This window comes from Roseibium album (assembly GCF_965233825.1).
Classification (GTDB): domain Bacteria; phylum Pseudomonadota; class Alphaproteobacteria; order Rhizobiales; family Stappiaceae; genus Roseibium; species Roseibium album.
This window is the reverse complement of sequence record NZ_OZ247583.1, coordinates 3,300,093-3,316,937: the sequence shown is the minus strand read 5'-3', so window position 1 is coordinate 3,316,937 and position 16,845 is coordinate 3,300,093. Positions and strand designations below refer to the sequence as shown.

The 16,845-nt window shown below is 57.6% G+C and carries 1 protein-coding gene (cut by a window edge); it reads right to left on the bottom strand.

Annotated features, from left to right (window positions below; all coding sequences use genetic code 11):
- On the bottom strand, window positions 1-16,843 hold the 5' portion of the coding sequence (locus ACO6TI_RS15210; RefSeq protein WP_422385228.1) for an SDR family NAD(P)-dependent oxidoreductase. It extends 3,842 nt beyond the left edge of the window; only the first 16,843 of its 20,685 coding nucleotides appear in the window; the start codon lies at window positions 16,841-16,843; the stop codon falls past the left edge of the window.
- Window positions 16,844-16,845: the final 2 nt, after the last annotated feature.

Genomic DNA, 16,845 nt, shown 5'->3' with positions numbered 1-16,845 from the left:
CATGCCCTTGCATAGCCGCAATGACAGGAAGGCGACACTCCAAAGGCAGGGAATAGATCTTCCGGTCTGTAAACCGGCTACCACCTTGCTGAAGATCGTCGAGCCCTTCCCGGGTACCGCCACATGCGAAATAGGTGTCGTGCCCAGTCAGCACCACCACCTTGGCCTCCGGCAGCAAAGCGACGGTTCCGAAGGCCTCTTCTAGTCCGTCCATGAAATCGGGCGTGAACATGTTGCGGCCGGACCGCTCCAGCATGGTTATGAGAGCCACCCCATCCTCAAAGAGCTCAAGGCGCATCACATCCGTCTTCAAGGTGATCGGTCTTGAAGACGGATGTGGCTTCCTGTCCTCGGGGGCCCGCACCGCATTCATGGGGAACAGCGCAGCTGTATTGTCACCAAGAAGCTGCGGCAAATCGCGACGCATGTGCTGTTTCAAGAGAACCAGCGACTTCCGCGGTCCCTGTGCAATATCTTTCGCCAGCGCAAGGGCCGCGTCATACTCCTGCCCGGCGTCCACCCGAAGTGCACCACGCCGTTCTTCCCTACCGAGTGCGACAGACCGTCTTGCGACAATGAAATCGGCTGCAGCAAGAAGTGCGCTCGCCCGGTCAGGCGTATTGCCACCGGCACACATCACAACCGGTACAGGGCACTCAAGCAAGACTGCCGGTTCCAACTCCGCTGGCCATTCCCCTGACGTGCCCCAATCTTCCGCCAGGACGACTACAATCGCGTGTATGGTTTCGTCCACGCCCGATTTTTCAAGCGCCTGGGCGAACAAATCAGCTTGTTGAGGCCCCCAGATGCCCGAAAGGGTCAGAACATGAACGCCCTCTGTAGTCGCATCTGGAAGGACTTCGCCAGCCATCGCTTCCTTTTCAGAAGTGGCCGCAAGGGGTGCGAGAAGGACTTTTCCGGATCGGGCGACGGCGGAACCGCGCGAGACCGCAACTTCGGCAGCCGGCTCCGCCAAGGTTATCTTTGGTTTGGGAACCGCCGCCAGGACAGGCTCGCCGCGCTTTGCAGACGGCGCCGACCGGGTTGCAGGATCGTCACCGGGCGTGCTGCGGTCCGCCGCTGCTCGCTTGCCAGCCACCCAGTAGCTCTTGTCTGCAAACGGATAGGTTGGCAGCGGCACCCGAAGCCGCGGACGCTGGAAAACTGATCCGGCGTCAATGGAAGCGCCTGCCAGGAATTTCCGTCCAAGGGCCCTCAGGTTGGCGCACCTTGTGTTGCCGGCCGCTTCCGTCAGCCTTGCAGGCAACTGCGGCCCGCCATTGACGGTGACAGGGCACTCTCCGGATTCCACTCCGCTGTCCGCGCGCCCCCGCAGCCATGTTCTCAAGGCCTGGCAGACGTCGTCCAGGCCACTTGCGACAAGTGTCAGCCGGTGCGCCATTGACCGTCTGCCAACCATCAACGTGAATGACACATCTTCGGCGAGGAGCTCATGAGGCTTTTCGAGATGGATGACAAGGTTTTCAGCCTGTGCCTTCAGTTGATCTTGGGTACGGGCAGAAAGCACAAACAGCAGATCACCGGCGGGTTCCGGTTCTTCCTTCCTTTCCGGCGCGTCCTCAATGACCGCGTGGGCATTGGTGCCGCTGAAACCAAACGAACTGATCGCCGCCCTGCGTTTCTTGCCCCCACCCATTGGCCACGCCACCGGTTGCGTATTGACCGCAAATTGGCTGGAAGGGAAATCGATGGCCGGGTTACCTGTGCCGAAATGGATGCTCGGGGGAATAGTTTGCTCGCGCAAGCTCAAGAGCACCTTGGCAAGGCCTGCAATTCCCGCCGCAGTGGTCGCATGCCCAATGTTCGACTTCACCGCTCCAAGATAGACTTTACGCCGATTGTTTTTGCCAAATGCCCGGGTGAGAGCTGCATGCTCTATCGGGTCTCCCAGAACGGTTCCCGTGCCATGAGCCTCGACATAGTCGATGGTGCCCGGATCAATGGCATTTTCCTCGTAGACCTGACGGATCAAACGCTCCTGAGACGATGCGCTCGGCGCAGTGATGCCATTGGTGGTGCCATCCTGATTGGTTCCTGACGCGGCCACCACACCGAGGATCGTATCGCCATCTTTCAGCGCATCCTTGAGTGGCCGCAGGAGAACAGCTCCGACGGCTTCTCCCGGAACGATACCGTCGGCGCTGGCACCGAAGGCGGCGCAGCGGCCGGTCGATGACAACATCCGTGCCGCATTCGCATAGCGGAAAAAGCGCGGTGAACACTGAACGAAAACGCCGCCTGCCAGCGCCAGGTCGCATTCCCCGTTTCGAAGGCTCTGACAAGCCAAATGCAGTGCAACGAGGGAACTTGAGCAAGCTGTATCAATGGCGACTGCCGGTCCTTTCAGATCAAGCCAATAGGAAATACGCGCCGGGATAAGCGACGTCGTGTTCCCCCAGAACGCCTGGCCCGGCGGCTGCTCATCAAAAAGTTCCTGATAATCCCCATGCGCACAGCCCACGAACACGCCACAGCGACGACCGATGATATCCTCGCCTGCATGTCCGGCGCTCTCCAGCGTCTTCCACGCCTCTTCCAGGAAGAGCCGTTGCTGTGGATCCATATAAGTCGCTTCAACGCCGGAAATCCCGAAGAACACCGGATCAAAGCCATCGATACGATCGAGGAAGCTGCCATGCCGGCCATAGTTTCCCTGTTCGGCATCCCGGTGAAACGGCGACAGATCGAAGCGCCTCACCGGCTCAACCAGGTCTTCACCTGCAATCAGATGGTGCCAAAGATCGTCCATCGTCGGTGATTTTGCGAACCGGCCGCTTGCTCCAACGATCGCTATCGCCTCATCGGTCTCCCTCGGTGCAGCGGCCGTGATCTCGGGATCCGCTGACGGTTGCGCGGCAGAGACGGCAAGTGTGTCGCGGGATTCGAAGGCTGCCTTTTCACTTTGTTCTGAAATCCCGGGATAGCCGCTGAGCAAATGCGCCAGCAATCTGGAAGCATTTGTAAAATCGAAGAGAACGGTCTGATCGATCTCAATTCCAAATGTCGTGCGCAAACGGTGAACGAACTCGGCACCCAATATCGAGTCCAGACCGTAATCGGCAAAACTGCGCTCAATTTCAATAGCCGCAGGCACGATGTTGAGCGTTTCACCCAACGCCGCCAACAGGCGGTCGCGAACGGTCACATCCGTTTCACCATACGCTTCGGAAGGGAGTGCAAGGCCAGAAACCTCAAGCGGCCTTTGATCTGCTTTGGCAACGATAATCTGTTGCCCCAACTCCTGTTCCTGGGCAGAAGAACAACAGATCCACTCAAAGCTGTTTGCCTCAAGCGCCTCTCGCCAACCTTCGGACGTCAGCGAGGGCGACCCCGGGATACGCCGGTCTCCATCGACAAAACGCCACCAACCGTCCAGCAAACCAAAAGTCACATGCGTGAAGACGGTGGGTCTGCTGGTTTCGTTTAAGAGCAGGAGACCGCCCGGCCTTAACGTTTCACGCACCCTTGCCATCGTGCTGGAAATATCCGCTGTTGCATGTAGAGCGTTCGCAGCAATCACAATGTCATAGCACCCGGATTCGAAACCCTGTTCCGAGAGCGGTTTTTCAATGTTCAGCAGCATCGGACGCAAACCGGCAACCCGGTCGGCATAATTCCGTTCGGCGTGAATCAAAAATGCCCGTGACACGTCCGAATATCCATATTCGGCAATCCTGTCCCGATGGGAGGCCAAAGCTTCAAACACGGGTTCGCTCGTACCACCCGTCCCTGCTCCGATTTCCAGAATTCGGAATTTGCGCCCTGGAGTGTTGTCTGCCGCCACAATTTTTCCGGCGGTTTCCGCGACCGTTTGACTGAAGCGCGCAGCCACCTGGTTCTCCTTGTAGACCGCTTCTACAAGAGATTGACGCCCATCTGGGAATAGAACGTCGGTGGCTTTTTTTCTACCTGTCAGGATGTCCGGCAACGACCGCAGGGCCGTTTCTGCCAATTCAAATTGTGCCCGCGACTTGCCTGCCTGCCTGGCCTTTTCCCAAGCGGTCCACGCTTGAGGTTCATCGCATTCGCCAGGCCCGTTTGATATCAGGGATCGCGCTGCGCCAAGCCATTTCTTGAACGGTAGCGTCACCTCGTCGTCTCGAACTTCGTTCAGAACCGCCGCCAAAACGCGGGAGGCCGCAGCTTCCAGATGCTGTTGGTGTTGAAGCAGCCCAACGTCGCCTCGCTTTTCCTCAACGCTCTGACGAATGTCCGCGACTTCGATTGGGGCGGTGTGGGGCACCGCGTTGTCCAGTCCAGTTACACTTCCGGGGAGCCAGTATCTGTTTTTTGCAAAAGGATAGGTTGGCAAAGAAACGATGAGCCCGGAACGATGCCCTGGCAAGTGTTCCCAATCCACATTCACGCCTTCGACCCAAAGGCGGGCAACTGTTTCCAGATGACCGGTTTCCCAGGCTCTTTCGACAACATCCCCGATTACCTGATCAGCCGCCAGCGCACCAAGCGCGCCTTTCCTCGAATTCTGAATACTCTGCGCGTGCGGGACGCACGGCTCTTCATCTTTCAGCCAGGCATCAAGCGCGTTCCGCAGTTCATCCCCACTAGCCGTCACAAGGGCAAGCCTGCAGTCCATCGCTTCACGGCCGATCTGCAGCGTATAGGCGATATCGGCAAGGTTGGGAGCAGTCCGGGGAAATCCCCGGTCAACAGAATTCGACGCAATTAGCTCAAGCAGACCATTGATCGAGCGGGACATATCCAAATCCGCAGGCGTTGGGCGGCGCTCAAAGGTCTTTTCGCACCAGTTTTGCAAAGCAGGAATATGTGATGTTTCCAGTCCAAGAGCATCGAAATCTTCCTCGGGGTCAATCTGTGCCGGATCAATTGCCAGGATACGGCCGAGTTCAACCTGAACTTCTTCAGGTGACACGCTTTCACTAAAAGACTTCCGGTTCGGCAAAGGAGAATTCTTCAAAAATCCGAGCAGCCGCTTCACATACTCTTTCAGCCTGTCGGGGTCTTGTGCTGACATCAAAATCAGTTGCGGTGTTTCAGCGACATCCCCACTCGAAGAAGGGCCATTCTGGTCTACCCATTCTTCCAAAATCACATGAGCATTCGCGCCGCCGGCACCAAAGGAAGATACCCCGGCCCTTCTCGGTGACCGGGACGACCAAGTTGCTGCCTCCCTTTGAATTACAAATGGTGTTTCCTCCAGAGCGATATTCGGGTTGATCCGCTCCGCATGCAGACTGGGAACGAGCACCCGGTTCTTCATTTGCAGAACCACCTTGGTCAAGCCGGCGATCCCAGCAGCAGCTTCCAGGTGACCTATCGAGGATTTCACCGATCCCAGTGCACACGAACCGGCATGTTCCGTTACAATGCCAAATGCCTGAGTCAATCCATCGATTTCAATTGGATCGCCAAGTTCCGTGCCGGTCCCGTGCGCCTCGATGTAACTGATGTCGCCCGCCTTGAGCCCGGATCGGTCAAGGGCGGCGTCTATCACATCCCGCTGCGCGTCTGGGTTGGGAACAGTGTATCCGTTTGTGCGGCCGCCATGGTTTACGGCACTGCCCCGAACGACCGCGTGAATCCTGTCCCCATCTGCTATGGCCCGGGACAACGGTTTCAACAGAACGCATCCGGCTCCCTCACCGGGAACAAACCCGTCGCCGCCTGCGCCAAAACTCCGGCACCGGCCTGTCGGGCTCAACATTCGAGCCGCGCTTAGCTCAGCATAATTCGATGGATGCAGATAAAGATTGACGCCACCGGCCAGTGCCAGGGCGCAACTCCCGCTTCTCAGTTGCCCGCAAGCCTCATGGATTGCAGAGAGCGAAGACGAGCACATCGTGTCGACAGGCAGACTTGGGCCGGAGAGATCCAGGATGTGCGATACCCGGTTGGCGAAGCTGGCAAAGGATGTCGATGGCCGCACCATCGCCCCGTGCTCGGACCGGAATGGCCCAAAAAGCGCGAACCCGGTCTTGGTCACGCCTGCAAAAACACCAACGCGTGCACCACCGTGCTCTGTACCGGCTATTTCCTTCAATCGATCTCTCGTATAGCCGCCATCTTCGATAGCCTGCCAGGCGGTCATCAGAAACAGCCGTTCCTGCGGATCCATGCCTGCGGCCTCCCGCGGAGACAGACCGAAGAACATCGGGTCGAAATCGGCGAAACCGTCCAGAAACGCACCCCACTTGCAGTAGCTTTTGCCCTGCGCCACGGCCTTGTCGGGATCGGGGTCGAAGACCTCCTCCAACGCCCAGCGGTCATCGGGGACAGCACCGACTGCGTCATGGCCGGCAAGCAAGTTGTCCCAGAATTCTTCCAGATTGGCTGCATCGGGATAGGTTCCGCTCATGCCGATGATGGCAATCGGTTCATCATCGGCGAGGCTTGACGACGATATCCCGGAGGTGGGCACAACGCGGGCGCGTCGGCTTAAAGGCTGTTCAGACCCGGCCGTTTCCCCCGTCCATACTCCACATGCTACGGGTTGGGTTTCAACGAGGAACGTACTGACCTCATGCAGCGTCCGGTAGCGGAAGAACAGGGTTTTGGGCAGTTTTTCAAAGACGTCATCCAACCGGCTGTTGAGCCTGGTAATCATCAGCGAGTCGATGCCGTAGTCTTCCAAGGGCGTTTGCGGATTGATCGCGCTTGCCGCAAGACCGCTGATCTCGGCGAACAAAGCGCCGAGTTTCCGGACCACTTTGTCTTTAAACTGACCTGAAGCGTTCGCGAGACCTGCATCATCGTGTACAGGCGCTGACCTATCCGGCGCCGTCGCTCTTTCTCCGGCGGCAAAAAACGCCCGAATTCGTGCCTCGTTTCCACCAACCACGGCTACTTGGGCGGCGTCAGACACAATGGCTTTTTCCAGCGCGGCCAAACCGGCTTGTGTCTCCAGGGGTCGCTGCCCCATCCGGCGGTAAAGAGCGTCTTTCACCGTGTCATCAGCAGACATGCCGCCATCCGCCCAAAGGGGCCAGTCGACAGCAGTGATCCTGTTTCCGGATCGTGTTGCGAAAACGTCCAGAAAGCCGTTTGCTGCAGCGTAACAAGCTTGCCCGGCATTTCCGAACGGCCCGGCAAGCGATGAAAACAATACGAACGCGTCGAGTGATGTATCTGAACAAGCGTCCGCAAGCGCCAGCGCACCCTGCACCTTCGAAGACATGACACTTTTCAAGTGCCTGCTGGACTTTGTGGCAATGTATCCGTCGTGCAAAACCCCGGCACAATGGAAGACCCCGTTTAGTTTTCCGTGCACCTCAATGATATGGGCAGCAAGATCACGGACAGCCTTCGGGTCACAGACATCAACCTGACGGTAGGCCGCGACAGCACCCTTTTCGCGCAACCCGGACAAGACTTTTTTCCGGTCTGCATCAATCGGACTGCTGCCAGTCAGAACAATTACGGCGTTCTTGACGGTCACGGCAATATGTCCGGCCAATAACCGCCCCAGACCACCCATCCCTCCCGTGATCAGATAAACACCCCCGGTGCGCCACGGGGTTTCGACGGTTCGCTCTGCCAGCTCCTGCCAACACCAAACCTGACGTTGTCCTTCAACGTAGCGCATGCGCACGCTGTGCAAATCGCCAGCAGCCTCCTTCAGCCAGACCAGGGTCTGCTCGGACGAACCGGCAAGCGGGACCTCAACGACCTGACCGCGAATACGAGGGTCTTCTTCGTGGGCCGTTTGCAGCATGCCGGTCAGCCCGCTGAAAAGAGCATTTTCTCCCTCAAGTGCAACGGCAAGTTGGACAAGAACATCTTCCTTGCCACCGGAGGCCATTTCCTGCCGCAGGATTTCCAGAAGCTGTTCGGCCGCATCGGTATATCTGTCGGAGATGGTCCCGCCGGCAAGAAGCAGGTTGTGGCTGGTTAAGGCCCGGTCGGCCGGAACATGGACCCCGCAACCGACAACGACATGGCGGCCCGAGAAAGGAGTAGAGGATGTCGCCTCTGCTGTTGTCCACTTCGCCGAAAAGAGCATCTTCTCGCGATCGCTTTCAGCAGGCCTTGCAGCGGGCAGCCAATAGCGGGTCTCGTCGAACCTGTGCGCTACCAACGGGGACCGTGCCAGGCGCTGCTCAGTATCGACGCTTTCCAGTACAACATGTGCGTTCGCACCACCGAACCCGAAACTGCTTACCCCGGCCCGTCTTGGGTGGCGATCATTGCCTCGTTTCCAGGGTTCCCGCCGGGTCAAAATCCTGAATGGACTGCCCTCCAGATCGATGTGCGGACTGCGTGGTTCGCTGTGTAATGTGGGTGGGAGTTCGTTCCGGCGCATGGCCATCAGCACCTTGATGACACCGGCGATACCGGCTGCGGCCTCCAGGTGACCGATCGCCGATTTCACGGTTCCAAGGCCAATCCAGGGAGTGGCAATTGGCTCTGCGCCCAGCAATTGGGAATAGGCGCGGCGCAAACCGTTGATTTCAACGGGATCTCCCAGTTCGGTCCCTGTGCCATGCACCTCAATGTGGCTGACGGACTTCGGATCAATATCTTGCATTGCCTCGATGATCAGCCGCGCCTGTGCTTTGGCGTTCGGAGCTGTCAAAGCTCCCGACCGGCCACCATGGTTTTCAGCGCCCCCGGCGATCACACCGTGGATGCGATCACCGTCGCGTTCTGCGTCGGTCAACCTTTTCAGCAAAAGGGCTGCCACACCCTCGCCTCTCGCATAGCCGTCTGCTGCCTGTCCAAAGGTGTGGCAACGGCCGGCTGGTGACAGCATTCCTGCCTGATACGGACCTTCAAAGCCGTCCAGCGCCAGACACAAATTGACGCCACCGACAATGGCAGCCGAACATTTGCCACTTAACAGAGTGTCTCGAGCCCGCAACATTGCAACGAGTGAGCTGGAACATGCCGTATCAATCGCCTGGCTCGGTCCGTGAATATCGAACTGATGCGAAAGACGGTTTGCAGCCATCGCGAGGGAATTGCCAGTGGCAACATAGCCATCGGACGGGAGGTCCTCCGAACGCCACAGTTCGGCATAATCCAGCGAGGTTATGCCGATGAAAACACCGGTATCGCGCGGCAGGTCCTGCGGCTTGTATCCGGCGTCTTCCAGAGTACGCCAGGAGGTTTCCAACAAGAGTCGCTGCTGAGGATCAAGCCGTTCGGCCTCGACCGGCGAGACATTGAAGAAAGCCCCATCGAAGCGGTCAATATTCTTCAAAAACCCGCCATGCTTGGCAAAACCCGCTTTTGCAAACCTGTCGGCATAGACTTGGGAATATCGGCCAAGGGGCAGATCGCCCGTTAAATCGTGTCCCTCCAGCAGATGATCGAAGAACGTTTCAACATCTGGGCTCTGCGGAAACCGGCCAGCCATGCCAATAATTGCGATCCGGTTCTCCGGTGCTGGCTCCTCAGGTGTACCCGACCAACGCGAAAACCGGGCGCTTCTTTCACGCATGCCCCCGTCTTCCAGACCATCAGAAGACGCCACGCGCAGAGTGTCTGCAACCTCGGGCATTTCCGGAGGTTTCAGTTTCAGATCATGCCGGCCGATCAGATGGTACGTAAGCGCTTCTAAATGTTCACATTCGAAGAATACCGCCGGTGAAACCTCGATGCCGTAGGCCTGGCTGATGTCGTTTGCGAAACGCGCGAGGGAAATGGAATCGAAACCCAGGTCATGGAAGGTCTCGCGCGCTCCAATATCGGCGGCTGAAAACTTCAGGATTGCGGCGGCCTTTTCCCGTAAATCCCGTTGAAGCGTATCTGCGTGAGTTTCCGAAGGTCCCGCGTCAACATCAACATATGTTTGACCTGCCGCAGCCTGCTTTCGCGCGCCCAGGCGGATATCGGAGATGATCCCGACGACTGATCCGTCCGCGTTCAGAAAGTGAATATTTGGGAGGCCTGTGCGCCCGAGGCGGCAAAGTATGTATGCTATTTCACCAGCCGCTAGAAAGACATGTCCAAGGCCTCGCAATAGTGATTCAGCTTCAGCGGGAACCACAATGCGGAGCAACTCAAAAGCGGCGGCAAGCGCTGGAGCTGGACAGCAAATGTTTTTCTTGAAGAAATCCTGTTGCAGCGGCTCGTCCTTCAGGCGGCACAAGGCCCCGCCACCGGATAGTTCCCAAAGACCCTCCACACTCTCCAGATAGGGTGCAAAAGAGAGGCGCTGCTCTTTCAAGCGACCATAGAAATCTTTGACGTCGAGAAGGCGGGTGGAAGCATATTTCAAGGCCTCCAGGTCGAACCTGCTGTCACCTGTCGTGCCTCCACGCGCAGCGCTCGCTTCGGCCCACTTGACGCGTTTGCCATCCACCGTCGCCACGGTGATCTCGATAATGCAGCCGTCCGCTGATTGAGGCCTGACCTCAATCTGGAGTTCCTCTACTTCCGGCCACACCGGAGTGAACAGGAATTCGAGATTTGACAGTGTCGGCTCTTCGGCAACGCCAGAGATCTTTGCCACCGAGCAGGCGATCTCCGCGGCGGCGATTGGCAGGACCGTCTCCCGGCCCGCGTCGAGATAAACATAGTCCCGCAATTCTTTGAGGTGAAGCACTGTGCGGTAGCGCAATCCGGTCACATCCGACTGGTTTTCGCCAATAAAAGGGTGCAGTTTGAAGCGTGACCCGAGCGGATTGACGACCGACGGAGCATCGGCGTCCTGCTGATACCAGCACCGGACCTTTTCGAACGGATAGGCAGGCAGGGATATTCGGCGCACGTCTCTGCCGAGATTGAAGAGGTCCCAATCCATGGGTGCGCCATGGCACCAGGCTTTTGCGACCGTCTGCAAATGCCGCTCCGCGCAAGCTGTAGCCACATCCTCAAGATCGTCGGGCAGATCGGTTTCAAGAATATTCGGGACATACGTCATGCCCGATACGGGCGTATCCGATGTCAGAAAACTCTCAATGAGGGTGCGCGCATCTGAAATGCTTGTGGCGGCCACTGCCATCCGGCAGGAAAGTTCGTTTTTGCCGGTCTGCAGCGTATAGGCCACATCGGAAAGGCGGCAATCCGGCGTGCGTTCCAGAAAGGCGGCAAAGCGCTTCAAAACTTCTTTCAGTCTCTCCGGTGCCAGCGCCGAGAACACCAGAAGGTCAGGTTCACCCTGGTCTGCCGCGCGGACCGCCGCGCGGTGTTCTTCCAAAACAATATGGGAGTTCATCCCCCCGGCACCGATGGAGGTAACACCCGCCCGGCGCGGCAGCTCGACGCCGTTTTCATCAATCAGCCGGCGCCAGGGGGTCAATGCACGCTGGACAAAAAACGGGGTAGTCTGAAAGGGAATGTCCGGGTTCAGCGTCTCGGCGTGAAGCGAAGGCGCAAGCTGACCATGTCTGAACTGGGCCAGCACTTTGACCAGGCCGGCAAGTCCGGATGCGCCAAGAAGGTGAGCCACATTGCTCTTGACCGTTCCGATGGGGCAGGTTTGCACCGCATCGGTGTGTTTGCGGAACACATGCGTCAGGGCCTTTACCTCAATCGGATCCCCGAGAGCGGTTCCCGACCCGTGCCCTTCGATATAGCCAATCGTCTGCGGTCCGATACCGGCGTCCTCAAGCGCCCGCTCTATTGCTACCGCCTGCTGGTTGGGATTGGGTACGGTGAAACCGTTGCGGACACCTGCATTGCTTATGCCTGTGCCGGTGACGACGCCATAGACATGATCTCCATCGCGTTCGGCATCTGCAAGCGGCTTCAGAACCAGCGCACCGACGCCTTCGCCAAGGATCGTACCCTCCGCGCCGAGACCGTAGCCCCGAATGACATCGGCGGACTTGGTAGTGAAGTGCTCCTGCGACGTCGCGATCAGCTTTTGTGGATGAAGAAGCAGGCTGACGCCACCAGCCAGCGCCATTTTACACCGCCCTGCCCGCAGCATGTGAACGGCTTCATGGACACAGGTGGACGAGGCCGAGCACATTGTGTCCAGGAAATAAGAGGGACCGGTGAAACCGTAAAAATAGGACACCATATTTGGAACGGTCCCGGTGTAGCTGCCACTGGCGAGGGAGCCACGCATCAGCATGTTCTGAAAACCGTAGAGGTCGTATTCATTGGTCATCGAACCAACGATCACGGCAACGTCGCCATCATAGCGCCTGGCCATGGTTTCGCGCGAATAACCGGCATCTTCGAAGGCTTCGACGCTGGCCTGAAGGAAGAGCCGAACCTCTGGCGACATCAACTCCGCCTCCGCCTTTGAGATGCGGAAGTAACGCGGATCAAACTTGTCGATATCCTTGAGAAACGCACCGGTCTTGACGACGGTCTTGCCCAGAACATCCCGCTCTGCGTGATGAAGGGCGCCATTGTTCCAACGGTCCTTTGGAACCGGTTCAAACCCGTCGATGCCTTCCGAAAGCAATTTCCAGAAAGCGTCCTGATCGTCGGCTTTCGAAACATGCAGCGACAGGCCGACAATGGCAATGTCATGGCTGCCGGCCCGGGCGGGTTCCGGCCCGGCAGGATCGGTTTTGACCGGGATCGGCTGCGAACCAATCTGGTCACCGACACTGCTCCGTGCGGCAGCGGATTGTCTCGCCGGTGTCTCCTCTCCAAGAGCCTGTTGAAGCGCCGCGGCATGTTCTTCGATGAGATGGCTTGCAACGCCATCCACGTCTACAAATTCAAAGAAGAGCGTTTTCGACAAAGGGCCGATCGCCTCTTCCAAACGACTGGTGCTTTCAACAATCGCAATCGAATCCAGACCGTATTCTTCCAGCTTGCGGTTGGCTTTGATCCGGGAAACATCCATTTCCAGAACATCAGCGAGAATTCCGCACACGAACTCGATGGTTTTTCGTTTGAGGGCCTCCGTGTCGGTGACTGGTTCTGCAATTGTCGGCGCGCGCGCATTCTTGGCTATGCTTGCGTCAACATCCTCCGGTGTCTGGCCATACTCGGCCAGAACATCGTCGATCCGCTCCAGATCGCCGTGTAGAACGGTGCAACGTGGTGTGCCCTGCCCCGAGAGGATCGTTTCAAGCGCTTTTAGCCCGGCTTCGCGAGGCAATGGCGTCAGGCCAAGGCGTTTTTTCACAGCGCCCAGCGTTGCCTTGTCGACGGACATGCCACCATCGGCCCAAAGAGGCCAGGCGATTGCGACCACCTTGCCTTTCCGCCCGCCTGCCAGAACATCATTTGCGCGACGTTCTGCAAAGGCATCCAGAAAGGCATTCGCTGCACCATAGGCGGCTTGACCGGCATTTCCGAAAACCGACGCAATGGAGGAGCACAAGACAAAGAAGTCCAGGTCGATGTCTTTTGTGACCTTGTCCATGTTGACGGTCCCGGTGACCTTGGGTGCAAAGACGTCCTCAGCCGCCTTCGGATCCTGAAGCCGGATAAACCCGTCATTCAGGACACCGGCCGCTTGAATGATCCCTTTCAAAGGACCTATTTCCCGGTCAGCGCGTATGGAGATACGTTCCACATCCGACAAATCGGAAATGTCACAAGGCCAGTAATGTACTTGTGCGCCTTTCTTGCGGAGACCTGACATCCACAGTTCTGCATGACCGGGCGGCGTGTCGCTGCGACCGGTCAGGAGCAGCTTCCGCGCTCCCCTGGAAAACAGCCAGTCGGCAAAAATGCGCCCCAAACCACCCAATCCGCCCGTGATCCAGTATACGCCTTTCGAATTGGCGTGAAAGGGTTCAGATTCTCCAAGGACGGCGTTTGATACCGGAAGCCAGGCGCTTCGGTTCCCGCTCGCGTCGTGCCGTATTTCAGCCAATTCGTCGCTAGCGGCGTGTTCTGCTCCCGCAATGGCGCGCAACCGGCCAATGGAGATGTCTCCAGCTATTGAAACAAGACGTCCCCGGACCCTGGGGCTTTCGATCATCGCGGTTTTCAAAAGACCAACGAGCGGCGCAGTTACAACCGCCGGAACGTCTTCCGCCGCCAGCACGAGAATGTCGACAAGTTTTTCGGCTCGATTTTCAAGGCACTGCCGAACAGCCGAAAAGCCTGCGGCATAAAGGACTTGAACTGCTTCCGCATCTTCAAGTCCCCCCACATCCGGCAGACTCTCAACGCTCCAACCCGTCGCATTGACAAGCTCGGCTGCAACGACCTCATCAATCCCGATCAAAAGGAGCCGAAGCCGCCGGTCACCGACATCGCTAGCGCGGACTTCTAACGGAAGACTTTGCCATCCACCGTCAGTCACGATCAGCGGCAAGTCCTCATCTGCGCCGGAAACCGGCTCCAGCAGATGGTCGTGATCGATGACCCGCAACACCAGACCCTTGAATTTGACTTTGCGCGCGCCGCTGCGATCTAGCAAATCGATATCCAGTTGCCGAACCGGTGCGTCCTGCGCGCCATCACGCATCCGAACATGCGCCCACATCACCATCTCGCAGGCACCATGGACTTCAATCTGCTGACATGAAAACGGGACACCGGCTCCCGTTGGCGGCGCGTTTCCGGAAGCAACCCACGCCTGTATTGCAGCATCCAGCAATACCGGGTGCAGCGGCATCGCCTCAAGAGAAGCCATCAGACGACGGGGCAACTTTATCTGGGCGAGAACTTCCTGATCACTTCGGTTTACCCTGGACAACGCTCGGAATGCAGGTCCGTGATCAACGCCGCTCTGGCGAAGCCAGTCGTAACAGACGTCCGTCTCAACAGGATCCGCAATGCGGCGTATCAATTCTTCGAGGTCCTCGACCTCCTGATCTGCAAAGTCACGAATGCAAAGGGTGCCGGTTACATTGGCCTCGTTCTTTGCGCTCCCCGGTGCGGCTATCTGAAAATTGATTTTCTCCTGATCTTGCCGTTCCAGACGTGTTTCAATGGTTAGTGCCTGCCTGTTCTCAAGTTGGACTGGACGGCGCCAAATCACATCTTGAATTAGACACCCCCCGGAATTCAACACGCCAGCCAGATCCGAAGCCCCTCTGGCCATTTCGAGAGCCGCGACGCCGGGCAGAATCTGCTTGCCGCCGACATGATGGTCCTCAAGAACAAATTCACTGCCTGTCAAACAGGTTTCATAGCTGCATCTGTCAAAGCCGGATGTGTTGGTGTGCAGCAGCGGATGAAGCGGTCCCTGTTGGCTTTTCGCTCCCAGGGACAGATCCATCCAGTGCCGCTTTCTGTCGAAGGGATAACCTGGCGCGTGCGTTCGCCGCCCTTTGCCGATCCTCCTCGCCGACGCCCAATCGACAGATTGGCCTTGCAACCACTCGTTCGCAAGGCGCCTGATTTTGGATGATTTTTCGGAAGTCTTGCCGGAACTGTCTTTCGGCAGGACAATTTGCCCGTCAGCACCCAAGACCAGAAACTCCCGCAAGGCACAGGCAAGTTCAGTTAAATCCGAAACAAGAAAGACACAGCGGACATCCATTGGTTCGCGGGCCATCTGGTAGGTGCGCGCGATGTCGGCGAGCGTAACAGTGTCTGGATTGATCTCTTCAACAAACCCTAGCAGCCGTGCCGCGTATTCTGCCAAACGCTCGGTACTTGTTGCAGACAAGGGAACAGCGGCGATCGATCTTCGCATCTGCCTGACGCTTTGACCCGGGGCCTCTTCCAGCAAGACATGCCCGTTGCTGCCGCCAAATCCGAACGAACTGACACACGCCCTGCGTGGACGGTCTCCACCTTCCGGCCACTCGGTTTGCTCCTTTTGAATCCGGAAGGAGGATCCGCCAAGATCAATCAGGCGGTTTTCCTCCCTGAAACCGGAATTTGCCGGTAACCGACCATGTTTGAGCGCGGCCAGCACCTTGACGACACCGGCCACACCGGCAGCTCCCTCCAGATGACCGATGTTTGTCTTGACGGATCCTATGCCGCATGCCCCAGCCGTCAGGCTCACCTTGTTTTCGGCAGCCAACTCGGAAAAAGCTGCTTTCAGCCCGGCAATTTCAATCGGGTCACCAAGTGGCGTGCCTGGGCCGTGAGCTTCGACAAAATCGACGGTATCAGGTGAAACACCCGCCTCGCGATGCACCTGCTTGATCAGCTCTGCTTGCGCGTCCGGACTGGTGACGGTCAGCGAGTTTGTCCGACCGCCATGGTTTATTCCAATGCCCTTGATGACACCATGAATTGGATCTGCATCTGCAAGCGCATGTGACAAGGGTTTGAGCAGCAGAACGGCACCGCCTTCCCCGCGCACATAGCCATTCGCGGCATCATCAAACGCCTTGCTCTTGCCGTCTTTGGACAACATGCCCGCTTTGGAAAAGGCTACGAAATGATTGGGGGACCAAATCAAATTGACCCCGCCGGCGAGAGCCAGATCACATGTTCCGTCCTGGAGCGCCCGCACGGCCTCATATATGGATGTCATGGAGGCCGCGCACGCCGTATCGTTGGTGATGCTGGGGCCATGAAAATCGAAAAAATGAGAAACCCGGTTGGCTATGATCGAAAATGCAATGCCTGTCGGTAGATAGGCATCGACAACCGTCAGGTGTTTTTCCAGAAGTTCCGCGTAGTCCCAGTGGCACACGCCCATGAACACGCCCGTACGGCTGCCTGCCAGGTCAGACGCCCGGTATCCGCCGTCTTCGATGGCCTGCCACGACATTTCCAAGGCAAAACGCTGCTGCGGATCCATCCACGCCGCTTCACGAGGCGAAATTCCGAAAAATTCCGCATCGAAACAATCCGCGTCTTCGACAAAACCACCCCAGATGCTATTGGTCTTGTTGCCCTTTGCCGGATTTCCATAGACCGCCTTTGCATCCCATCGTTCCGCAGGCACTTCCGTGATCAAAGAGCGCTCAGCAGTCAAATGCTCCCAGAAGCCGTCCAAGGTCTCAGCACCGGGCAAACGCAAACCCAGCCCAATGATCGCGACCGGTTCTTTCTGACTGTTTCCCCCCATAA